At 39.3% G+C, this 21,476-nt stretch carries 20 protein-coding genes; 5 read left to right on the forward strand and 15 right to left on the reverse strand.

Annotation, left to right across the window (positions count from 1 at the left end; translation table 11 throughout):
- Positions 1-85: 85 nt before the first annotated feature.
- Positions 86-1,201 carry a citrate synthase gene (citZ, locus tag AWM68_RS15350; protein ID WP_066243680.1) on the reverse strand — a complete coding sequence of 372 codons (1,116 nt, stop codon included), beginning with the start codon at positions 1,199-1,201 and terminating at the stop codon, positions 86-88.
- A 248-nt stretch (positions 1,202-1,449) separates the two neighbouring features.
- Positions 1,450-1,911 carry a DUF441 domain-containing protein gene (locus AWM68_RS15355; protein ID WP_066243682.1) on the reverse strand — a complete coding sequence of 154 codons (462 nt, stop codon included), beginning with the start codon at positions 1,909-1,911 and terminating at the stop codon, positions 1,450-1,452.
- 54 nt (positions 1,912-1,965) lie between these two features.
- On the opposite strand from AWM68_RS15355, the gene ytvI reads away from it, so the two are divergent.
- Positions 1,966-3,084 (forward strand): sporulation integral membrane protein YtvI, encoded by a 1,119-nt coding sequence (gene ytvI / locus AWM68_RS15360; protein ID WP_066243685.1) that lies wholly within the window; start codon positions 1,966-1,968, stop codon positions 3,082-3,084.
- Positions 3,085-3,734: 650 nt separating this feature from the next.
- Here the strand turns inward: ytvI and AWM68_RS15365 are convergent.
- The 8 genes from AWM68_RS15365 to dnaE form a co-directional block, all read right to left on the reverse strand.
- A complete protein-coding gene (locus AWM68_RS15365) occupies positions 3,735-4,130 on the reverse strand; it encodes an FxsA family protein (protein ID WP_066243688.1) in 396 nt (131 codons plus the stop codon).
- Positions 4,131-4,219: 89 nt separating this feature from the next.
- Positions 4,220-5,974, reverse strand: coding sequence for a pyruvate kinase (gene pyk, locus AWM68_RS15370; protein ID WP_066244120.1), 1,755 nt, complete (start codon positions 5,972-5,974; stop codon positions 4,220-4,222).
- Positions 5,975-6,066: 92 nt separating this feature from the next.
- The gene (pfkA, locus tag AWM68_RS15375) at positions 6,067-7,026 is read right to left on the reverse strand and encodes a 6-phosphofructokinase (protein ID WP_066243690.1); all 960 of its coding nucleotides are present in this window, start codon (positions 7,024-7,026) and stop codon (positions 6,067-6,069) included.
- Between the two features lie 118 nt (positions 7,027-7,144).
- A complete protein-coding gene (gene accA, locus AWM68_RS15380; RefSeq protein ID WP_066243694.1) occupies positions 7,145-8,122 on the reverse strand; it encodes an acetyl-CoA carboxylase carboxyl transferase subunit alpha in 978 nt (325 codons plus the stop codon).
- 3 nt (positions 8,123-8,125) lie between these two features.
- On the reverse strand, positions 8,126-8,980 hold the full coding sequence (gene accD / locus AWM68_RS15385; RefSeq protein ID WP_066243696.1) for an acetyl-CoA carboxylase, carboxyltransferase subunit beta: 855 nt from the start codon (positions 8,978-8,980) through the stop codon (positions 8,126-8,128).
- A gap of 16 nt (positions 8,981-8,996) precedes the next feature.
- Positions 8,997-9,647 (reverse strand): FadR/GntR family transcriptional regulator, encoded by a 651-nt coding sequence (locus tag AWM68_RS15390; protein ID WP_066243699.1) that lies wholly within the window; start codon positions 9,645-9,647, stop codon positions 8,997-8,999.
- A gap of 20 nt (positions 9,648-9,667) precedes the next feature.
- Complete coding sequence (locus AWM68_RS15395) at positions 9,668-10,909, reverse strand: NAD(P)-dependent malic enzyme (RefSeq protein ID WP_066243701.1); 1,242 nt, start codon at positions 10,907-10,909, stop codon at positions 9,668-9,670.
- 114 nt (positions 10,910-11,023) lie between these two features.
- Positions 11,024-14,410, reverse strand: a complete 3,387-nt coding sequence (gene dnaE / locus AWM68_RS15400; protein WP_066243704.1) for a DNA polymerase III subunit alpha — start codon at positions 14,408-14,410, stop codon at positions 11,024-11,026.
- Positions 14,411-14,824: 414 nt separating this feature from the next.
- Between dnaE and AWM68_RS15405 the strand changes: the two genes are divergently transcribed.
- The 3 genes from AWM68_RS15405 (at position 14,825) to AWM68_RS15415 (ending at position 15,974) form a co-directional block, all read left to right on the forward strand.
- Complete coding sequence (locus AWM68_RS15405) at positions 14,825-15,157, forward strand: YtrH family sporulation protein (protein WP_066243706.1); 333 nt, start codon at positions 14,825-14,827, stop codon at positions 15,155-15,157.
- Positions 15,157-15,669, forward strand: coding sequence for a sporulation membrane protein YtrI (ytrI, locus tag AWM68_RS15410; RefSeq protein ID WP_066243708.1), 513 nt, complete (start codon positions 15,157-15,159; stop codon positions 15,667-15,669). The genes AWM68_RS15405 and ytrI overlap by 1 nt, the downstream gene beginning before the upstream one ends.
- A 119-nt stretch (positions 15,670-15,788) precedes the next feature.
- Entirely contained in the window at positions 15,789-15,974 is a 186-nt protein-coding gene (locus AWM68_RS15415; RefSeq protein WP_066243712.1) for a hypothetical protein, read from the forward strand.
- Positions 15,975-16,018: 44 nt separating this feature from the next.
- Here AWM68_RS15415 and AWM68_RS15420 read toward each other — a convergent pair whose 3' ends face one another.
- Positions 16,019-16,966 (reverse strand): DHH family phosphoesterase, encoded by a 948-nt coding sequence (locus AWM68_RS15420; RefSeq protein ID WP_066243715.1) that lies wholly within the window; start codon positions 16,964-16,966, stop codon positions 16,019-16,021.
- Between the two features lie 85 nt (positions 16,967-17,051).
- Between AWM68_RS15420 and AWM68_RS15425 the strand changes: the two genes are divergently transcribed.
- Positions 17,052-17,348 carry a YtpI family protein gene (locus AWM68_RS15425; RefSeq protein ID WP_066243718.1) on the forward strand — a complete coding sequence of 99 codons (297 nt, stop codon included), beginning with the start codon at positions 17,052-17,054 and terminating at the stop codon, positions 17,346-17,348.
- A gap of 252 nt (positions 17,349-17,600) precedes the next feature.
- Here AWM68_RS15425 and AWM68_RS15430 read toward each other — a convergent pair whose 3' ends face one another.
- The 4 genes from AWM68_RS15430 to ald all read right to left on the reverse strand — a co-directional run bounded on the left by AWM68_RS15430 (position 17,601) and on the right by ald (position 21,222).
- On the reverse strand, positions 17,601-18,917 hold the full coding sequence (locus AWM68_RS15430) for a DRTGG domain-containing protein (RefSeq protein ID WP_066244121.1): 1,317 nt from the start codon (positions 18,915-18,917) through the stop codon (positions 17,601-17,603).
- 82 nt (positions 18,918-18,999) lie between these two features.
- Entirely contained in the window at positions 19,000-19,242 is a 243-nt protein-coding gene (locus AWM68_RS15435; protein WP_066243723.1) for a hypothetical protein, read from the reverse strand.
- A 57-nt stretch (positions 19,243-19,299) separates the two neighbouring features.
- A complete protein-coding gene (locus tag AWM68_RS15440) occupies positions 19,300-19,980 on the reverse strand; it encodes a metal-dependent hydrolase (protein WP_066243725.1) in 681 nt (226 codons plus the stop codon).
- 120 nt (positions 19,981-20,100) lie between these two features.
- Positions 20,101-21,222: an alanine dehydrogenase gene (gene ald, locus AWM68_RS15445; protein WP_066243728.1), complete on the reverse strand. Its 1,122-nt coding sequence runs from the start codon at positions 21,220-21,222 to the stop codon at positions 20,101-20,103.
- Positions 21,223-21,476: the final 254 nt, after the last annotated feature.

The raw sequence follows: 21,476 nt of genomic DNA on the forward strand, positions 1-21,476 counted from the left end.
TGTACTCTACTAGTCTACTAAAAAACATAGGTAAAAGAGAAGAAGAATCCCTTCTCTTTTTACGTTATGTCCTATAAATTTAAGTTTATCTTTGCTCTAAAGCAACATACTGCTGCATATCTGGTCCGATATATTCAGCACGCGGGCGGATTAAACGGTTATTTTCGTATTGTTCCAAAATGTGAGCAATCCATCCAGAAACACGGCTGATTGCAAAGATTGGTGTGAATAGGTCATGAGCGATTCCTAAGCTGTGGTAAACACTCGCAGAATAGAAATCAACGTTTGGCAGTAATCCTTTTTTCTGCTTTAATGTGTCTTCAATCTTCACACTCATCGTGTACCATTTTTCTTCCCCAGTAATGGCTGTAAGCTGTTTAGACATCTCACGCAAATGTTTCGCACGCGGATCACCATTTTTGTATACACGGTGACCAAAGCCCATGATTTTTTGTTTGTTCTCGATTGCATTCTCCAAGTAAGATTCAACATTTGCCTCTTCACCGATTTCAGAAAGCATCTTCATTACTTGTTCATTTGCTCCACCGTGAAGCGGTCCTTTTAATGCACCGATTGCTGCAGTAATTCCAGAATAAATATCAGAAAGCGTAGCTACACATACACGTGCAGTAAATGTAGAAGCGTTCAACTCATGGTCTGCATGCAATACTAGTGCTTTGTTAAAAGCAGTTTCAGAAATTTCATCAGGCTCTTTACCTGTTAGCATATATAGGAAGTTAGCCGCATAGCTAAGTTCTTTTTTAGGAGCGATCGGATCTTTTCCTTCTCTAATACGTGCATATGCCGTCACAAGGGAAGACATCTGTGCCTGAAGACGGATGGCTTTTTTATAATTCCCTTCCGTAGACATATCCTCTGCATCTGCATCATACATCGCAAGTGTTGAGACGATCGTACGTAATACAGTCATAGAATGTGCATTTTTCAAAGGAAGCGATTTCATTTGTTCCAACAGTTCTGCAGGCAGCTCACTTGCCTCTGCTAGTTCTGATTTAAATTGATCTAATTCAGATTGGTTAGGCAGTTTACCATTCCAAAGCAAGTATACAACTTCCTCAAAAGTTGCATGTTCAGCTAAGTCATCAATGCTATATCCTCTATAGGTTAAAACATCGTCAATGATAGAGCTGACAGAAGATGTTGTTGCAACAATTCCTTCTAATCCTCTTGTAGCTGTCATGGCTATCTCTCCTTTTTTTCTGTTATTCTCTCTTCTCCTTTAATTATTTTCACTTTTTAAAAAATAGAAAGAGCTTACATTTTTCTTTTTAAAAAAAGGCGGATTGCCTTTTGCATTTCCGGCCTTTAATCTCAAAACTGAGACTTGAAAAATGAAAGACTATTTAAAGGAAATGGGACATACACATCAATTATAAACAATAATCTGATATTTGTGAACGGATATCACTTAATTCATGTGGATAAGCCTTATGAACCGGTAAACAGCCCAACGATCTTCATTGCCATGTAGGCGATCCCTGCACCTATTAACGGCCCTACTGCCACTCCTTTAAATAGAGCAACGGCAAGAATCGTTCCGAACACTAAAGCCGCTGTAATATGAGGATCATTTTGCAGCAAGTGAAGTCCTCTGCTCGCAATAATAGCAACAAAAACCCCTGACAATAGGGCAATCCAAGCATAAGATGAGCGGAGTGCTTCTGACAGTTGTTTAAAACCGATTTCACCAGAAGCGATAGGTACTAAAACGGCTATTGTAATGATGGTCACACCCCAATTTATTCCCTTTTGCTGAATAAGAGAAAACCACTTCTCACCGAATCCGGTAAATTTTAACACTAACAGAAATGCTACTGCAATGATCAAGGATTGGTTTTTAGCGACTACGCCAATGATTAATAATCCTATTAAAAAAAGAATAGGTTCCATGGAATAAAATCCTTTCTGATTACATGTTATGTACGAAAAAGGCAGGTGAAAAAAGTGTATACCGAACTGACACATCGATTACTTCGTTTGATTTCTATTGTATTTTTTGCATTTGTTCTTATTTTTACCAGTTATTATGTCTCAGGCATTTTGTATCCATTTATTGCAGGTGCAATTATTGCACTGCTCATCAATCCATTTGTTGATTTTTTAACGGCAAGATTTAAAATGAATAGAGCACTTTCTATCATTCTTTCCATATTAGCTCTTCTTGGGGTTCTTGTCTTACTTGTAACACTGCTAATTCAAGAAATGATGACCGGATTCGCATATTTAGCCCATGAGTTACCTGCATATATTCAAGAGCTTGTATTTTATTTTGAAAAATCCTTTAAAACAAATATCCTGCCATTATATCAAGATATGCTCTCTATTTACAGCCAATTAGGAACAGACCAGCAAGAAACCGTTATGGATAATATAGAGAAGGTCGGAACAGAAATCACTTCGACTGCAACAAGTATTACGCAAGCAATCATTAACAGTGTCTCTTCTATGATTGTAAGCCTTCCTACTTTTTTAACGGTATTCATCTTTTCACTTTTAGCAGCCTTCTTTATTAGTAAAGACTGGTACAGACTGACTGGTTTTCTCACTTCAACTCTTCCTAAAAAGCTAACTTTGACTGTCCATACGGTTTATATTGAATTACGAAAAGCATTATTCGGTTTTATAAAAGCACAATTAACGTTAATCTCTATTACGGCATGTATCGTTTTAGTAGGCTTACTTATTTTACAGATCGATTATGCAGTCACGATTTCCGTGTTGATTGGAGCCATTGATTTACTTCCATACCTTGGTACTGGTGCTGTTTTTTTACCCTGGATCGCTTATTGTTTCTTGACTGGAAACTATACGCTGACGATAGGACTCTCCATCCTTTATGGCATTGTCGTTATTCAGCGTCAGATCATGGAGCCAAAACTTTTATCCCAAACAATCGGACTTGACCCTCTGGCAACTTTAGTTGCTTTATTTGCAGGCTTCCAGCTATTTGGTTTTATTGGATTGATAATAGGTCCTGTGATTCTTGTTATCATTCGAGCACTTTATGAAGCGAAGTTCTTTCATGAAATTTATCAGTTTGTTATGAAGCCTATACAAAAGTAAAAAGCTGTTTTTGGATTCTATGATGCTTTTGGAAGGTTGATTTGCGTTCCAGGTTGCTATTAAGAGGAGGTTAAGCAACAATCCTTTAGAAAAAGAAACCAAAGAAAAAACGTCTTCCTAATTCATAACGCGTTCTCTTTTGGAGGAGAAAATTAGTAATCCGCAAGCTTTTTAGCAGGTGATATAGCACTATAATTAGATGGTATTTGACATGAAAAAGACCAGATTTTTATGTCTGGTCTTTTTCATTTAGCATTATTCAGTTAAAGCACCCTATTACAGAAAATTGATGCAGCAGCATTTTTTATGGTACGTGTTCTTTTATTTATTACACTTTCGCGCAAACGAATAGGGTTTTCGCTCAGTCAGGGGTCAGTTTCGCTCAATCGGAGCTCCGTTTCGCTCACAAACTTGCCATTTCTGCTCACAACACAGCTGTTTTCGCTCAATAGTGTAGAATTGTTAGCTTTCACCATACTTCGACGATTATTTTTTTTACTTACTGAGTCTTAAAAAAAGAAAAAAATGCAATAAACATAACGTTTTCTCGTATGGAGTACAAATTGTGAAATAAAATAGTGCTTTTTGATTCATTTTTTCATGATAATTCAAAAGAGCTTGTCCAAGATTGTAATACACCACATTTTACACTATCTTCTTTTAATAAAATAAAATTGACCTGATTTCATTTTTTGAAAGATCTTTGCTTTTAGCCAAAACTTTACCGGCTTTCTTAACGGGGGAAAGAGTAAAGAAAAACCTAAAAAATCGGTTAGAAATCCAGGAGTTAACAAGAGTGCTCCACCGACAAGAATACACGCTCCGTCTAAAACTGCATCCCCAGGCATTTGTCCGCTTTCCAGCTGCCTTTTTGCTCGCTGCAGCGTTTCCGTACCTTCTTTTTTTGCTAAGTAAGCTCCTAATATGCCTGTGAAGAATATGCATGCAATCGTAGCAGGGATACCGATGTATTGTCCTGCCAAAATAAAGAGAATGACTTCAATCAATGGAATGATGATAAAAATCGGTAATAATACTCGGAACAAATTAAACCACCGCTTTCATAAGACCAAATTGGATATAAGGAATTTTACGTAGCAAAAAAGAGAAGGTTTCATCCTTCTCTTTTCATCATTTAGATAACACTCTTTCTTCCATCGTAAATATAACCTACAGAAGCATCAATGGTAATCTCTTGACCATCTTTAAAGATGTCAGTTGCATTTTGCAGACCCACAATAACTGGAATACTTAGAGATACTCCACAAACTGCCGCATGGCTAGTTAAGCCGCCTTCTTCTGTAATAACAGCTGATGCTTTTTCAAATGCAGGCATCATATCACGGTCTGTGCCAACCGTTACAAGGATTGCTCCTTCTGTCATCTTCTCCATCGCTTCTTGAGCTGTTTTTGCTACAACTACTTTACCTGAAGCAGATGATTGTCCGATCCCTTGAGCTTTCGCAAGTACATCACCAATGATGTGTACTTTCATCAAGTTCGTAGACCCAGATTCACCAACTGGAACACCTGCAGTAATCACAACTAGGCTGCCGTGTTGAACCGCATTCGCTTTTAAAGCTGAATCAATTGCAATTTGGAACATTTCATCCGTTGTTCCTGCTTTTTCTCCTTTAACAGGTGTAACACCCCATACAAGAGCAAGCTTACGGCAAACATCTTCATTGCTTGTTACAGCAATGATTGGCGCTTTAGGACGATACTTCGAAATCATTCGAGCTGTTTGCCCTTTTTCTGTTGCCGTAATCACTGCATCTGCCTCTAAGTTAAGCGCTGTAAAGGATACTGATTGAGAAATAGCATCTGTAATTGTTGTTTTGCTTTCTTTGCTTTTTGACGATAAAAGTGTCTTGTAGTTTAATGAGCTCTCAGCGCGGCTAGCAATCTTGTGCATCGTTTGAACTGCTTCAACAGGATAGTTACCTGCAGCCGTTTCTCCAGATAGCATGATAGCGTCTGTACCGTCGAAGATAGCGTTAGCTACGTCACTCGCTTCAGCACGTGTAGGACGCGGGTTACGCTGCATAGAATCTAACATCTGTGTTGCCGTGATTACTGGTTTTCCGAGCTCATTACACTTCTTGATAAGCATCTTCTGAACAAGAGGCACTTCTTCAGCAGGGATCTCAACACCGAGGTCACCACGTGCAACCATTAATCCGTCAGATACAGCAAGAATCTCATCAATATTATCTACACCTTCTTGGTTCTCGATCTTAGGGATAATTTGAATATGATTCGCATTGTGCTTATCCAAGATTTCACGAATTTCGAGCACATCCGTTGCACGTCGCACGAAGGATGCTGCGATAAAATCAACGCCTTGTTCAATACCGAACTGGATATCTTTTGCATCTTTGTCTGTAATACCAGGAAGCTTTACGCTTACGTTCGGTACGTTAACACCTTTTTTGTTTTTCAATGTTCCTGAGTTTAAGATTTTTGTAGTAAGTTCATTCTGACCGATTGAAGTTACTTCAAGCTCAATCAATCCATCATCAAGTAAGATTCTTGAGCCGACTTCAACGTCTTCTACAAGACCAGGGTACGTTACAGAGATCTTCTTATCATTTCCGACAACTTCTTCCATAGAAACGATCAGTTCATTCCCAGCTACAAGTTCAGCTACTCCGCCTTCAAGTGTTTGAGTACGAATCTCAGGGCCTTTTGTGTCTAAAAGAATGGCAACCGTTTTGCCAAGTTCTTTTGAAGCTTCACGGATATTAATAATACGTTGACCATGTTCTTCAAAGTCACCATGTGAGAAGTTTAGACGGGAAACGTTCATCCCAGCATTCATCAAATCTTTTAATTTATCAATGCTTTCGCTTGCAGGACCTATCGTACAAACGATTTTAGTTTTGCGCATCATGTAAATGGCCTCCTGATTTCTTTTTTCGCAAGAAGACATCGTACGGACTAAATACAAATTTCTGCAGCCGTACGATGCTATTTTGCTGGTTATATGGATAATTCTTGAGATAATCGATACATTTGTTTGTCAATCGAATGTTTTCTTGATAAAACCTCTGTAATGTCATAATCAACAAGTTTGTTGTTTTCAATACCTACTGTTCTTCCAGCTTTGCCCTCTAATAACAGTTCAACCGCTTGCGCACCTAGTCGGCTTGCTAATACACGATCAAAAGCAGTTGGGGATCCGCCACGCTGGATATGTCCTAAAACAGTAACCCTTGTTTCAAATCCTGTTAGTGTTTCAATTTCTTTTGCAACATCAACACCGCTTCCACAGCCTTCAGCAACAATGATAATACTGTGTTTCTTTCCGCGCTCATGTCCTCTTTGAAGCTTTTGAACCACTTGTTCCATCTTGTGGTCTTCTTCGGGAATTAGAATAGTTTCTGCTCCATCAGCTAGTCCTGCCCACAATGCAAGGTCACCTGCATCCCGTCCCATAACTTCGATAATATAGGTACGTTCATGAGAAGTTGCAGTATCGCGAATCTTATCAATAGCATCAATAATCGTATTTAAAGCTGTATCAAAACCGATTGTGAAATCAGTTCCAGGAATGTCATTATCAATCGTTCCAGGAACACCAATCGTAGGATATCCTTGTTCAGATAACTTCTTTGCTCCTTGGAAAGATCCGTCCCCACCGATTACGACTAGTCCTTCGATACCGAATTTCTTTAGCTGTTCAATTCCTTTTTGCTGACCTTCTGGTGTTTTAAATTCTAAACATCGTGCAGAATGCAGCATTGTTCCTCCACGATGAATTATATCTCCAACAGAACCTAACTCTAGTTTTTTTATATTCCCTGAAATTAATCCTGCATAACCATTGTATATACCGTAAACTTCTAAATCGTGGTAGATTCCTTTTCGAACAACTGCTCGAATCGCAGCATTCATGCCGGGTGAATCTCCACCACTCGTTAGAACTCCTATCCGTTTCATGAAACATTTCACCTCTCTAGTTCTCTCGTCTTATTAAAATATCATGTTCAAATGTTGAACACAATAGACAACAATAGACAAAAAAATGCGCCTTTCCTTAAGCAGAAAGGCACATTCCCTATTTAACAACAATGGAATCGTTTACAAACCCAAATTGTCCGATTTTTTTATATTTTTCATAACGCTGATTAATAAGCTCTTCTTCGGACATTGATAACAAGTTATTTAACGATTTTTCCAAGATATGGTCAATCAATTCAGCTTGGTGCTTGGCATCTTTATGCGCACCGCCTTTAACTTCTTCTATAATTTCATCAATAATTCCCATTTCTTTCAGATCTGGAGCTGTAATTCTCATAGATTCTGCAGCTTTTTTAGCTAATGATGCGTCTTTCCAGAGAATTGCAGCGGCACCTTCTGGTGAAATTACGGAATAAGTTGAGTTTTCTAGCATGTGGACATAGTTACCAACACCTAGTGCTAGTGCACCGCCGCTTCCACCTTCCCCGATTACAACACAAATAACAGGAACCGTTAAGCCCGCCATCTCAACGAGATTTCGTGCAATGGCTTCACTCTGTCCTCTTTCTTCTGCTGCTTTTCCAGGATAAGCTCCTTTTGTATCGATGAAACAGATTATTGGTCTATTAAACTTTTCTGCCTGCTTCATCAAACGCAGTGCTTTACGATATCCCTCTGGATGAGGCATACCAAAGTTACGTCTAAGATTTTCCTTCGTATCTTTCCCTCTTTGATGACCGATTACCGTAACAGGAAGTTCCTTATAAAAAGCGACTCCACCAACAATCGCTTCGTCGTCACCAAAAAGCCTGTCTCCATGTAATTCAATAAAATCGGTAAAAAGATAGCGAATATAATCAAGGGTAGTCGGGCGTTCAGCATGCCGGGCAATTTGAACACGATCCCACGGTTTCATTTCTGAATACGTACTTTTTTCAAGATTAGCCAGTTTTTCTTCCAGCCTTTTTATCTCATCTGTTAAGTCAATATCCTTTTCGTCCATAAAAGATCTCAATTCTGCTATCTTTTTTTCAAGTTCGTGTATAGGTCTTTCGAATTCTAGTTCTGCCGCCATGCTTTAACGCCTCCCTTCTGTATGCATCTTTAACAAAGTACTCAACGTCTTTTTCATATCACTTCTATGAATGACTCTGTCCAACTGGCCATGTTTTAATAAAAACTCAGCCGTCTGGAAATCTTCCGGCAATTCTTGGCGAATCGTTTGTTCAATGATTCTTCTACCCGCAAATCCAATTAGAGCTTTCGGCTCTGCGAAGTTATAATCTCCAACAGAAGCAAAACTTGCAGAAACTCCTCCAGTCGTTGGATGTGTCATGACAGAAATAAACAATAACCCTCTGTCACTCAGTCTTTTTAGAGCAACACTCGTTTTTGCCATCTGCATTAGACTTAGAACGCCTTCCTGCATCCGAGCCCCGCCTGATGCTGTAAAAATGATAAACGGGGTTTCATTATCAATTGCGTGTTCGATCGCACGTGTAATCTTCTCCCCAACAACAGAACCCATGCTGCCCATTCTAAAACGGGAATCCATTACAGCAAGTGTTACATCTAGTCCGTTCATCTGACCCGCACCCGTAACCACAGCTTCGTTAATCTTTGTTTTCTTTCGGTCACCCTCAAGCTTTTCCACATAATCAGGGAATTCTAGAGGATTTCCTGAAATCATTTCAGCATCATATTCCGTAAAGGTTCCTTCATCAATCAGAGAGGCTATTCGTTCTTGGGATGACATCGGATAATGATACTGACAACCTTGACATACAAGCAGATTTTTTCTTAACTCTTTGGTTACCATGATGTGCTTGCACTCAGGACATTTACTCATAATGCCTTCTGGTACATCTTGTTTTACTTTACCAGTTGGTATTGTGGCATATTTTTTCTTTTTTACAAACAAACCTTTAATCATGAATGAATAACACCACCTATTCGATTGCGTTTAGGGCATCGTTTTGTTTTGATAACAAATTCGTTAGCTTTTCGGGATTCTTTTGTTCAAGAAGTTCTAAGACCTCTTTACAAAGAGCCGGTTGCCAATAGGATTTTGCCTGTTGCAAAGATGATCCATAACCCGTCAGTTCTACATATAAACGATAAAGAAGATGATTGCCGCATGATTGAATAACAATTTTTTCAAATTTTCTACAGACTTCACTTGTTTCCTTTTGGCCACCGTTATCCATTTGCCGGATTAATTCCCTTAGCTTGCTGATTGTAGAGGAATCACATCTAGTAACAGCAAGCTCTGTACAATCTTTAATAACAATGTGTCTTGTTTCCTCAAGATCTTGTCTCGCTTTTTTATCGTTCAAAATGAAAGAAGCAAGAACTTCTACAAGACGATGGCCGGTTGCTTCACGTATAAAAGTCCCTTCACCTCTTCTGGTTTCAATTAACCCGAGCAGTTCCAGAGCCCTTAACGCTTCACGAACAGACGACCTTCCAGCTTTTAAACGGTCACTTAGCTCCCGTTCAGATGGAAGCTTGTTACCCGCTTGAAGACCGTCTTCTACAATAATAGATTTAATTTGCTTTAAGATTTCAATATATACTTTTTCGGTAGGCTGGACAGACATTCCTCTCTCCTTTGCCGGTTTCATTCATCTTTTCCGATAATTGCAAGTCTCTTTGTCTTTTCAGCAATTTCTTCTGGACTCATACGGATGCGTGCAACACCTGTTTCCATAGCTGCAGTAGCAACGGCTGCTGCAACGGCTGGAGCAACACGAGGATCAAATGGTGCTGGAATAACGTATTCTGCATTTAATTCAACAGGATTTACTAAGTTTGCAATGGCATGCACAGCCGCAATCTTCATTTCCTCATTGATATGTGTCGCTCTTACATCAAGAGCACCTCGGAAAATACCTGGAAATGCAAGTACGTTGTTAACTTGGTTCGGGAAATCTGAACGTCCTGTTCCAATAACCATCGCGCCTGCTTCACGAGCTTCATGAGGCATAATTTCAGGATTAGGGTTCGCCATCGCAAAAATAATCGGTTCAGGATTCATCGATTCTACCATTGCTTTAGTAAGAGCACCTTCTACAGAAACCCCTACAAAAACATCAGTACCGCTAATGACATCAGCAAGTGTACCTTCTTGTTTTGTACGGTTTGTGAACCTTGCTACTTCTTTCTTTACACTGTTCATACCAAAAGGGCGGCCTTCGTAGATCGCACCTTTTGTATCACACATAATGATGTCTTTTACGCCAAAACGATCTAACAATTTGATGATTGCTATACCAGCAGCTCCAGCTCCATTAACAACAACTTTAATTTTTGACATTTCACGTCCAGTTAATTTAAGTGCGTTTACTAGGCCAGCTAGCGTAACAATTGCTGTTCCATGCTGATCATCATGGAAGATGGGAATATTTGTTTCTTTTTTCAATCGCTCTTCTACTACGAAACAATTAGGTGCTGCAATATCTTCTAGATTCACACCACCGAACGTCGGCTCGAGCAGTTTTACGGTTTCAACAATCTTGTCCACATCTGTCGTATTTAAACAGATTGGAAATGCATCAACTCCAGCAAAACTCTTAAAAAGAACAGCTTTTCCTTCCATAACTGGCAATGCAGCTTCAGGTCCAATATTCCCTAGTCCTAAAACAGCTGTACCGTCAGAAACAACAGCTACTGTATTACCTTTCATCGTATAGTCATAGACTTTTGATTTATCGTCATAAATATCCTTGCAAGGCTCAGCAACACCTGGAGAATAGGCAAGGCTTAAATCCTTTGCATTTCGGACAGGTACTTTTGATTTTGATTCTAATTTCCCTTGATGTGTGCGGTGCATGTGTAGTGCTTCTTCTCGTAATGTAGACATCTCTTCATCTCCTAATGATTTAAAAATTTATGGTCGATGAGTCAAATTAGGAGGTGGTCAGACCACTGTTATTGACTCATTCATTATAACAAAAGTTAACTAACTGTAAAGTTTTTAATTTTTTCTCAACACGACGTTACCCTCACCAATAATGGATTGCAACTCTAACAATAAACTTTCCGTAGCCTTTATTTTTTGAGAGAGCTGAACCTTCTGTCTGTTCTCCTCATAGATGAGCACAACAGATCCATTACCTTTCGATTGGTCCAAAATCGTCTTCACTGCATTTAAGTATTCAGGTGATTGATGATCTTTATCAATCTTTATAAATACAGTCGGTTGGTCATTGGGTTTTAATTCTTCCAGCAGCTTGCATTGATTAATAAGGATCTGTATGGTTTCGTTACGCTGCTCAACACTTCCTTCTAAAAATAATTGTTCACCTTTTTGCAGAATACTGTGATTGGCCTCGTACACTTTAGGAAAAGCAACAGCTTCAATATCACCGCTCACATCACTAATTGTTAGAAAAGCCATCAGCTCTCCTTTTTTGGTTTTAATGACACGGACTTTGTCCACTATAACACCAAGGCGGACAGAAGATCTTTTTTCCTTCAGATCCCTAATATCAGCTGCTCTCCAGCTTCCAAGGATGGAACGATATCGTTCTAACGGGTGAGAAGAAAAGAAAAAGCCAAGTGCCTCTTTTTCAAACTTAAGTTTCTCGCTTCCTTGAAAAGGCTGAACGGATACGTAAGAAGGCTTAGGAAGATTAATATCATCATCGAATAAATACATTTGATTCTTTCGTGAAATTTCCTGAAACTCTTCTCCATATTCAATCGCTGTTTCAAGTGAAGCTAACAGAACAGCTCTGTCTTCTCCAAGATCATCCAGCGCTCCTGCAAATATTAACGATTCAAGCGTTCGTTTATTCACTGTTTTTTGAGGACATCGTGCACAAATATCAAACAGATCTTGAAACGGTTCTTTATGGTTTTCTTCCAAAAGGGTTCTTACTGCTTGAAGTCCTACATTTGTTATCGCTAAAAGACCGAATGCAACAGCTGATCCTTCAGATGTAAAAACAGCTGAGCCCTTTTTTATGGATGGAGGCAGAACAGGAATTCCTTTTTGCTCAGACTCTTTTATATATTGATACACTTTATCATGATTGCCAATAACACTTGAAAGTAATGCTGCCATAAAATATGATGGATAATTTGCTTTTAAGTAAGCCAGCTGATAGGCAATTACACTGTAAGCAACTGCATGGCTCCTTGGAAACCCATAGTCGGCAAAACGAACGATCAGATCATATAGAGCATCAGCTGACTTTTCATCATAGCCTTGCTTTAAACACCCAGCCACAAAATGCTGGCGTTCACGAAGCAAAATTTCCCGTTTCTTTTTACCCACTGCTCTTCTTAACAAATCAGCTTCTCCAAGAGTAAATCCAGCAGCTTTTGTAGCGATCTGCATGATCTGTTCTTGATAGACGATAACACCATAAGTAGCTTTGAGTATGGGCTCAAGGTCAGGGTGCATATATTCAACTGTCTTTTGACCGTGTTTACCTGCAATATAATCAGGAATGTTTTGCATCGGACCTGGTCGATAAAGTGCGTTCACTGCTACAATGTCTTCAAATTCTGTCGGTTTAAGCTGCTGAAGGACCTTTCTCATGCCATCTGATTCGAGCTGAAACACGCCTGTAGTATCACCTTTTGCAAGAAGCTCAAACGTTTTAGCATCCGAAAAAGAAATTTCATTAAGATCGATTTTGACATTCTCGTTCTCTTCAATCGCGAACAAAATATTTTCAATGAGTGATAAATTGCGCAACCCTAAAAAGTCCATTTTCAAGAGTCCTGCTGCAACAAGCCAATCCATACTGTATTGAGTGAGCGGGATTCCATCGTGTCCATTCTGCAAAGGAACTTTTTGAACAAGCGGCGAACCTGATAAGACGACACCCGCTGCATGAGTAGAAGCGTGTCTAGGCAAGCCCTCAAGTGTCATGGCAATTTCAACAAGTTTTTTTACATCCGCGTTTGTTGTGTATGTTTGCTTGAGACCAGCGGATTCTTTCAACGCATTTTCTAGTGTGATCCCTGGTCTAGCAGGTATATTCTTAGCCGTCAGATCAATAAGAGAGGGAGGAAAATCCATTACTCTTCCCGCGTCTCTAATCGCAGCTCTGGCAGCCAATGTACCAAAAGTTATAATTTGAGCAACATAATCTGTCCCATATTTGTTCGCGACATATCGTAACACTTCATCACGGCGGTTGTCAGGAAAATCAATATCAATATCTGGCATCGTCACCCGTTCTGGATTTAAGAAACGTTCAAAGATCAACTGATGGTGGATAGGATCAACGTTTGTAATATGAAGAACATAAGCCACTAAAGAACCCGCGGCCGAACCCCTCCCTGGGCCAGTTATCATCTTTTCATCATGAGCAAACTTCATAAAATCCCAAACGATTAGAAAATAGTCTTCAAAATTCATATTCTTGATAACAGTAAGTTCGTACGAAAGACGCTCTTTCATGTCGGCTGTTATGGTTTCATATCTTTCTAAAAGGCCCTCTTCACACAGTTCAGTCAAATATTCAAAACTGTTACGGGTAGCTGGAACAGGGTATTTTGGAAGAGCGATATTACCTAGATCAAGCTTTAATGAACATCTTTCTGCAAGTTTAGCTGTTTCGTATAAGGCTTCTGGTACGTGTGAGAATAAATCTTCCATCTCAGGCTGTGATTTCAAATAAAACTCACTCGTTGGCAATTTATATCGATCACGATTATTAATCTTTTCCCCTTGCTTTATGCATAACAGAATGTCATGTGCGTTAGCATCTTCTCTTTTCACGTAATACGTTTCGTGCATACAAATTAACGGTATGTGAAATTTTCTAGAAAGAGACTGCAGTTGCATGTTTACCGTTTTTTCAAACCCCGTATTATGATCTTCAAGTCCAAGATAAAAACGATCAGAAAACCAGTGCTTGTAAAATTCAAGTAATCGATTCAGTTTTCCGTCTTCTCTATTCTCTTCGTTCACAACGTATTTTTGAATCTCACCTTCTAAACCAGAGGAAACAACTATTAGGCCTGCAGCATGGTTTGCGAGCTCTTTATGGGTAAGCGGTGAAACTTCCCCTTCTTGCTTTGTTTGCATAAGCGTTGTAAGTTTTAGTAAATTTTCATAGCCTTCCGTGTTCATGGCATATAAAAGTATTTTATGAGATGAGCGTATTTTCTCCTTCGTGTTTTGGTGCTGTTTTCCTATTTCGGCTTCTAAACCGATAATAGGCTGAATCCCTGCTTTTAAGCATGTCGTATAGAACTTTAAAGCGCCATACATATTTGACTTATCAGTTATGGCGAGCGCTGAGTAGCCCAATTCCTTGGCAGATTGAACGAGCTCTTCAATTCGGCAAGAGCTTTCTAGAAGCGAATATTCACTATGTATATGCAAAGGGACAAATCCCATACTCTTCACTTCCTTTCCCACCTGGTTGCAACTTCATTATAGTACAGAAGTTCGCATGTGTTAATGAAACAGTTTTCATATGTAGAGTTTCTTAATTTCATGGATGTAACAAAAAAATTTGGAAGGGGTTGATTTCCGTTTCAGGCGCTCGCTTTCCGTGGGGCAGGCGGTGAGCCACAGGAGTCTCCCACCTTACACTCCAATCAACTTAATCTATGATGTATGAAAGAAAAAGCAAGTGTTAAAATTCCTTCCTTAGTCATCATTTGCGTGTCACAGGAATTAAAGAAATATCTTTCAGTGGAAAATCCGTTTCAGAAACAACAATCTTTTAATAAAGGGCTTATTTTAGAAACGAATCGAGCATACACTCCTCAAGTTGTCCATATATTTAGTAGGAGAGGAGGATGTCTCATGGTAAGAGATTTTTTTTCGAACATCATCTTAGATTTTTCCATAGCTTTTGGCGTTTTATTAGGCGGTGCATTAATTGGCGGACTTGCAGCATTTCTGGTTGGTAAAGCTCCGATATTCGAGATGATGGAGCTGGCAAAAAGATTAAAAATATGGGCGATCGTCGCAGCTATTGGAGGAACGTTTGATACGATTACGAATTTTGAGCGCAGTTTTGAAAATGGCGCCACTATAGAGATCTTTAAGCAATTAACCTATATCTTTGTAGCGATTGCAGGAGCAAATACAGCTATGCAGTTAATTCAATGGCTCAGCCAGGAGAACATCAACTGATGAGGATCCCCCCGCTGTATCAACGAAAAGGCTACCAGCGTTTTTTTGCAGGAATGGCAATTGGCTTTATCATCGGCTGGGCGTTTTTTTTAATACAAGGCGGTTTGGCACATGAAAGGCTTATTCATAAATTAAAAGAACAAAATTCTATCATTATAGACTATAAGAAAAAAAATGAGATTTTAACGTCTGATGACAAAAGAGCCAATGAAGAACTTGCAAAGAAATTTAAACTTCATGAGATCAATGTAAGGTTTTCAGATTCAGACTCTCAAAAATTATCAAACCTGACAAGGATGCATTTAATAAAAGCAGTTGAAGACGATTTAGAGCATCTTATGGGTGAAGATACAGAAACGATCGCAAAAAGTAACACACTGCTTTTTCAAGCGATAGAAAATAAACCCTATCGCCTTGATGATGATGAACAAGCTTATCGTGTTAAGATTGACCACCTTTATCTGTATACAGGAGTACTCCGCATCTATATATCTGCAAAAGCGAATGAATGATTATGCATAAATAATGGTCGAAATATTACGTTTTTATGAATCTTAGGCAAAGAAATAGCAAAACCTCCTTAATTTGTATAAAATATGAGTAAAGAAGTGAATATTGGGGGGGGAACTACATGATTATCAATCGAAAAGAACTTGCCCGTGAAAAGGTAAAGGAATTACAGAATGGTTTTTCTGCTTTTGCGGAAACAAAGGAAGTAGCAGATCTAATCAAAAGAGAGCTTGAAAAATTAAACTTGAAAGTGCATGAAGATGTAACCGATGTTGGCTCTTGGTTTATCCCTGAAAAAGCTAACTAATTTTATTATCTAAAGCATAAAAAGGCCTCCCGATGAGGCCTTTTTTATTTTGTTTTGTATTCTCTACAAATGTTTCTGAGCTCATTAAGCACAGAACGAGTTTCATCCTTCGTATAAACCGTTGCACCAGATGCTCTTGGATGGCCACCACCGTTAAATTTAGCAGCAATCTTATTCACAACCGGCCCTTTTGAGCGCAACCTCACTCTAATCTGATCAGGTTCATCTACAAAGAACACCCAAGCCAACAAACCTTCAACATGAGAAAAGGAGTTTACTAACAGAGATGCTTCACTTGCATTCGTATTGAACTCCTTTAATGTGTCTTTCGTTAAATGGATATACCCCACACAATCATCTACGATAGAAAAGTTTTGCAGAACATGGCCGTTTAATCTTACGAGCTTTTCAGAAATCTTATATAAATTCTCATGTATTTCCGATGGAGAAAATCCTGTTTCTAGCAATGCTGCTGTATAGCGGTGGGTTTTCTGAGTCGTGTTACTAAACAAAAACCGCCCCGTATCTCCAATAATACCTGCATATAAAAGTCTTGCTGCGCTTTCATCTAACTTCAGTCCATGATCATGTCCTGACAGATATAGATCCATAATCATTTCAGAAGTAGAACTTGCTTCTGTATTCACCCAGATTATATCTCCGTAAGGATCTTCATTCGGATGGTGATCGATCTTAATAACTAGATCTCCTGATGCGTAACGGGTATCACTGATTCTCGGAGAATTGGCTGTATCACAAATAATAACTAAAGCACCTTCGTATATATGATCCTCAATATCGTCCATTCTGTTTAAAAAAGTCAATCCTGCCTCTTCTTCTCCAACTGCATAAACTTCCTTATTGGGATAACTTGCTTTTATAATAGCAGCAAGTCCGCCTTGCGATCCGAGTGCATCTGGGTCTGGTCTAACATGGCGATGAATGATGATTTTTTCATACTGTTCAATTTTCTGTAAGATTTCTTCTTTCATAGCAGACTCCTTTTAGATGTCGTTGTGGCAATTATGGTTTTAAACGTTTACAATATAGTGGAGTAAATACGTGGGGGAATTTTTAATGCCGATCTTTATTATCCTTATTATACTTTCTTTTAGTTTGTATGTGTTTTATAAAGTCTCAGAAGTACGTGCAAAAGAACCTTTTTTAAAGCGCTGGACAGGAACTAAAGCAAAGATGGCTCTTGGGGCGTTCCTGGCATCATTCGGTTTAAACGAACTGACTGCTGTAGAAGGCCGTGTTCAGCTTTGGGTCGCACTTATCTTCTTAGCATATGGAATCGTCTTATTGATCATGAACTATAAAATGTACAAGCATTTCCTTACGCTAGCACGAGAAGAAGCACAGAAAAATTAAAGAAGAATGGATAAAAAGTCCCTTTAACAGGGACTTTTTTTGGTTAGATTAGGCTTTGGAACAGTTTTTCTAGTATCTTCACTGACAAGTTGATAGTAGTGCAAGGTGTGAGACTCCTGGGGGATTAGCGGGACAGGTGAGACTCCTAACAGCGCTATGCGCTAGGAGGCTCACCGCACGCCCCCCGGAAAGCGAGCACCTGGAACGGAGATCAACAACTTTCAAGAGCATCGAAGCCAAGAAAAGAGTTTTTTAAGAACGGTGATCGAGAAGCTGAGCCATCATCATCGCTTTTCCAACAATCTTTCCTTCATGATGGATCTCCACATCAACTTTCCCAAATTTCCGGCTTACTTCCAGAACTCGTGGTATCAGTTCGATATCGCTATCGATCTGAACGGGTTTAATATAGTAGAACGTTACGTTTTCCACAACAAGGTCACCCTTTTTAATTCTTCTTAACGCTTTACGAGCTGTCTCGGTTACTAGAGTCATCAGGACACCATACGAGACTGTGCCGAGGTGATTGGTCATCTGAGGAGTGATCCTGCAAGTAAACCTCACTTCATGATCTACCTTTAACTCTTTTAATTCGGTAGTAATCAGGTCATCAAAAGTGGCTCCAACTTGCGGCTGTTTTTGCATCATCTGCATGGCTTTTAGGACATCTTGTCTTGTTAGTATTCCAATGAGTTTATGAGAAGACCCGATAACCGGCAGCAGTTCAATTCCTTCCCAAATCATCATATGGGCACATGCTGCTACAGATGTTTTTTCTGTAACCGTTAGAGGGGCACGAGTCATGACCTTTTCTACTTGCATGGATACAGGAACTCCGATAATGTCTTTAGAAGTAACAACACCCGTTACACGATTCGCTTGATCTACAACAGGATAACGGCTGTGCATCGTCTCTTTGTTTAATTCGTGCCACTTCAAAACCTTATCATGTTGATAAAGGTAATGTGTTTCATCGATTGGTATCAATATATCTGAGGCTAAGACGATATCCTTTTTGATTAATCGGTCATGTATGGCCTTATTGATCATCGTTGCTACAGTAAATGTATCGTAACTTGTTGAAATCACAGGAAGTTCAAGTTCATCAGCAAGTCTCTTCACTTCTTCATCCGTATCAAAGCCACCTGTTACTAAAATTGCACTTCCTGCTTTAAGCCCCAATTCATGAGCGTTCACACGGTTACCAACAATCAAAAGACTTCCAGCATCAACATAACGCATCATCGCTTCTAGTTTCATTGCACCAATTACAAACTTATGAAGCGTTTTGTGAAGACCTGCACGTCCGCCAAGTACTTGTCCTTCAACAATATTTACGACTTCTGCGAACGTTAGCTTTTCAATATTGCTCTTTGCTTGTCTTTCAATACGTATCGTACCAACACGTTCTATCGTACTTACGATTCCCTGGTTCTCAGCCTCTTTAATCGCTCGATAAGCTGTACCTTCACTAACCGTTAAATCTTTTGCAATTTGCCGAACGGAGATTTTTGATCCGACATCCAGGTCCAAAATATGCTGCAATATTTGTTCATGCTTGGTTAGCATTACATTCACCGTTCCTTCTACCTGTATCTATCTGTTTTGTTTATTTGACTAATACAGATTATACAGGCATACAAACAGAAACTCAACTTTCCATGTGCATTCTTTTTCTCATTTTCTGATTTGCAGAAATGCTTTGTTTCTTGACTGATCGTTTCTTTAAAGTATCTTTTTTAAACAGCAAACCAATCAGCAGCATACAGGCAAATCCGCTCCATGCAATCGTAAATATACGTTGCAAAAGCGGACCATCTAAAGAGAGTACAGGAATGGCTACATAAAGCAGTACACATAACATTAATACTTTTGCTATTTTTTCTTGGCTCATAAAAAATACAACCTCCCTTACTATCATTCGTATGCATAGAAAGAGAGGTTAGAATCATTATACGTTTAAGCTTTCACCGCTTTGAAGCACTTTTCCTTTATTTCCAAGTTTAGATACAAATGAAGCCTCTGGATCTTGTTCGATCACAGGGAATGTGTTGAAGTGGATTGGAACTGTTAGGTCTGCACCGATCCATTTTGCTGCAACGAGTGCATCTTCAGGCCCCATCGTAAAATTATCGCCTATCGGCAAAAAGGCAACGTCCGGTTTCGCAAATTCTCCTATCAACTTCATATCTGAAAATAAAGCCGTATCACCTGCATGGTATAGGGTTTTACCACCGTGTGAAAATAAAATTCCTGCTGGCATCCCCGTATACACAACAGTGCCATCTTCTTCTTCATAACTTGATCCGTGAAAAGCTTGTGTAAACTTGACTCTCCCGAAATCAAACGTGCGGCTACCGCCAATGTGCATCGGGTGTGCTTTTACTCCTTTTGAACCCATGTATTCGGCAAGTTCAAAAGGGGCTACCACTAAGCTATTGTTTGCTTTGGCGATCTCAATTGTGTCTCCAACGTGATCGTTATGGCCGTGTGTTAATAAAATTACATCTGCTTTAATATCACTAACCTTGATTTTAGCTTGTCCGTTTCCATTAATAAAAGGGTCTATCCAAACGGAATGTTCCCCTGTTTGAATCTCAAGTACCGAATGTCCGTGATACGTCACTTTCATATAACTTACTCCCTCCTCTAATAAGAATTTATTATCCTTTATCCTTACATACCCTATTATAGAACAGAAAAAAAGTCCCCTTCCAGTAAAAAGGAACGTGGACTTATTTATGTCACCGATTTATTTTTGAGTCAATATGGTAGCAGCATCTTTATAATCCAGCTTATGTGCTTCAGCAACAGCTTTATACGTTACAAAACCATCTAACGTATTGATTCCTTTTAGTAGTGCTTCATTATCTAAACAAGCTTTCACATACCCTTTGTTTGCGATCTGAAGTGCATAAGGAACTGTCACGTTTGTCAGCCCAATTGTTGAAGTTCTTGGAACAGCACCTGGCATGTTGGCCACTGCATAATGCAGAACTCCATATTTTTCATAGGTTGGATTGTCGTGAGTTGTAATCCTGTCTACCGTTTCAAAGATTCCTCCTTGATCAATGGCCACATCTACGATGACGGACCCTGGCTGCATTCCTTTTATCATCTCTTCGGTAACAAGCTTAGGCGCCCTCGCTCCAGGGATTAAAACGGCTCCTATTACTAATGCAGACTCTTGGACGGCAAGGGCGATGTTTAACGGATTAGAGATGAGTGTATTTATCTCTACTCCAAAAATATCGTCCAGCTGACGGAGACGTTCAGGATTCAAGTCTATAATCGTAACATCTGCTCCAAGTCCCATAGCAATTTTAGCCGCGTTTGTTCCAACCACTCCACCGCCAATAACCGTTACTTTGCTGCGACGTACTCCTGGAATTCCACTTAATAATATCCCCAGTCCGCCTTTAGGTTTTTCTAAAAATTGTGCGCCAATCTGAGCAGCCATCCTACCAGCTACTTCGCTCATCGGTGTAAGCAACGGTAATGTTCCGTTTGGAAGCTGTACAGTCTCGTAGGCAATCCCAATAACCTTGTTATCTGTCAGTGCTTTAGTTAATTCAGGCTCAGGTGCTAGATGTAAATAGGTGAACAGGATTAACCCTTCACGAAAAAAACAATACTCCTCTGGCAGCGGTTCTTTTACCTTCATAACCATTTCCATCGACCATGCCTGAACAGGCGTTTCCACGATAACGCCGCCTGCACTTTCATATTCTTCATCCGTAAAGCCAGAACCAATTCCAGCACCTTTTTGTATAAATACTTCATGACCAGACGCCACGAGATTTAAAACACCAGCAGGAGTCATAGCTACACGATTTTCGTTATTTTTTATTTCAGTCGGTACACCAATTTTCATCCGCTTTCCCTCCCTGATTATTTGGAAATTATTACATTATCTATAGTTACCATACCATCTAAGATTCAAAATAAAAAGTTGAAAATCATATTGAATTTTTTGCAGACAAGACAGCATTAATGTGCCCTTAAAATAATAAGGAAATTCAAAATTCAGCAGCTAATTGAAATCGTATGTTTTGCTTAGAATCAGTTTACCCCTCCTCCCCTACACACATGGCATGCAAAAAAAGACAGCTCAACTATGTGAGCCAT

The sequence above is a fragment of the Fictibacillus phosphorivorans genome (genome assembly GCF_001619875.1).
In the GTDB taxonomy this organism is placed as follows: domain Bacteria; phylum Bacillota; class Bacilli; order Bacillales; family Fictibacillaceae; genus Fictibacillus; species Fictibacillus phosphorivorans_B.

Bases quoted from the DNA above. Each gene is read 5' to 3' on its own strand.
- citZ (WP_066243680.1), bottom strand. From the start codon at position 1,201: ATGACAGCTACAAGAGGATTAGAAGGAATTGTTGCAACAACATCTTCT.
- AWM68_RS15355 (WP_066243682.1), bottom strand. From the start codon at position 1,911: ATGGAACCTATTCTTTTTTTAATAGGATTATTAATCATTGGCGTAGTC.
- pyk (WP_066244120.1), bottom strand. From the start codon at position 5,974: ATGCGCAAAACTAAAATCGTTTGTACGATAGGTCCTGCAAGCGAAAGC.
- pfkA (WP_066243690.1), bottom strand. From the start codon at position 7,026: ATGAAACGGATAGGAGTTCTAACGAGTGGTGGAGATTCACCCGGCATG.
- accA (WP_066243694.1), bottom strand. From the start codon at position 8,122: ATGGCGGCAGAACTAGAATTCGAAAGACCTATACACGAACTTGAAAAA.
- accD (WP_066243696.1), bottom strand. From the start codon at position 8,980: ATGATTAAAGGTTTGTTTGTAAAAAAGAAAAAATATGCCACAATACCA.
- AWM68_RS15390 (WP_066243699.1), bottom strand. From the start codon at position 9,647: ATGTCTGTCCAGCCTACCGAAAAAGTATATATTGAAATCTTAAAGCAA.
- AWM68_RS15395 (WP_066243701.1), bottom strand. From the start codon at position 10,909: ATGTCTACATTACGAGAAGAAGCACTACACATGCACCGCACACATCAA.
- dnaE (WP_066243704.1), bottom strand. From the start codon at position 14,410: ATGGGATTTGTCCCTTTGCATATACATAGTGAATATTCGCTTCTAGAA.
- AWM68_RS15405 (WP_066243706.1), top strand. From the start codon at position 14,825: ATGGTAAGAGATTTTTTTTCGAACATCATCTTAGATTTTTCCATAGCT.
- ytrI (WP_066243708.1), top strand. From the start codon at position 15,157: ATGAGGATCCCCCCGCTGTATCAACGAAAAGGCTACCAGCGTTTTTTT.
- AWM68_RS15415 (WP_066243712.1), top strand. From the start codon at position 15,789: ATGATTATCAATCGAAAAGAACTTGCCCGTGAAAAGGTAAAGGAATTA.
- AWM68_RS15420 (WP_066243715.1), bottom strand. From the start codon at position 16,966: ATGAAAGAAGAAATCTTACAGAAAATTGAACAGTATGAAAAAATCATC.
- AWM68_RS15425 (WP_066243718.1), top strand. From the start codon at position 17,052: ATGCCGATCTTTATTATCCTTATTATACTTTCTTTTAGTTTGTATGTG.
- AWM68_RS15430 (WP_066244121.1), bottom strand. From the start codon at position 18,917: ATGCTAACCAAGCATGAACAAATATTGCAGCATATTTTGGACCTGGAT.
- AWM68_RS15435 (WP_066243723.1), bottom strand. From the start codon at position 19,242: ATGAGCCAAGAAAAAATAGCAAAAGTATTAATGTTATGTGTACTGCTT.
- AWM68_RS15440 (WP_066243725.1), bottom strand. From the start codon at position 19,980: ATGAAAGTGACGTATCACGGACATTCGGTACTTGAGATTCAAACAGGG.
- ald (WP_066243728.1), bottom strand. From the start codon at position 21,222: ATGAAAATTGGTGTACCGACTGAAATAAAAAATAACGAAAATCGTGTA.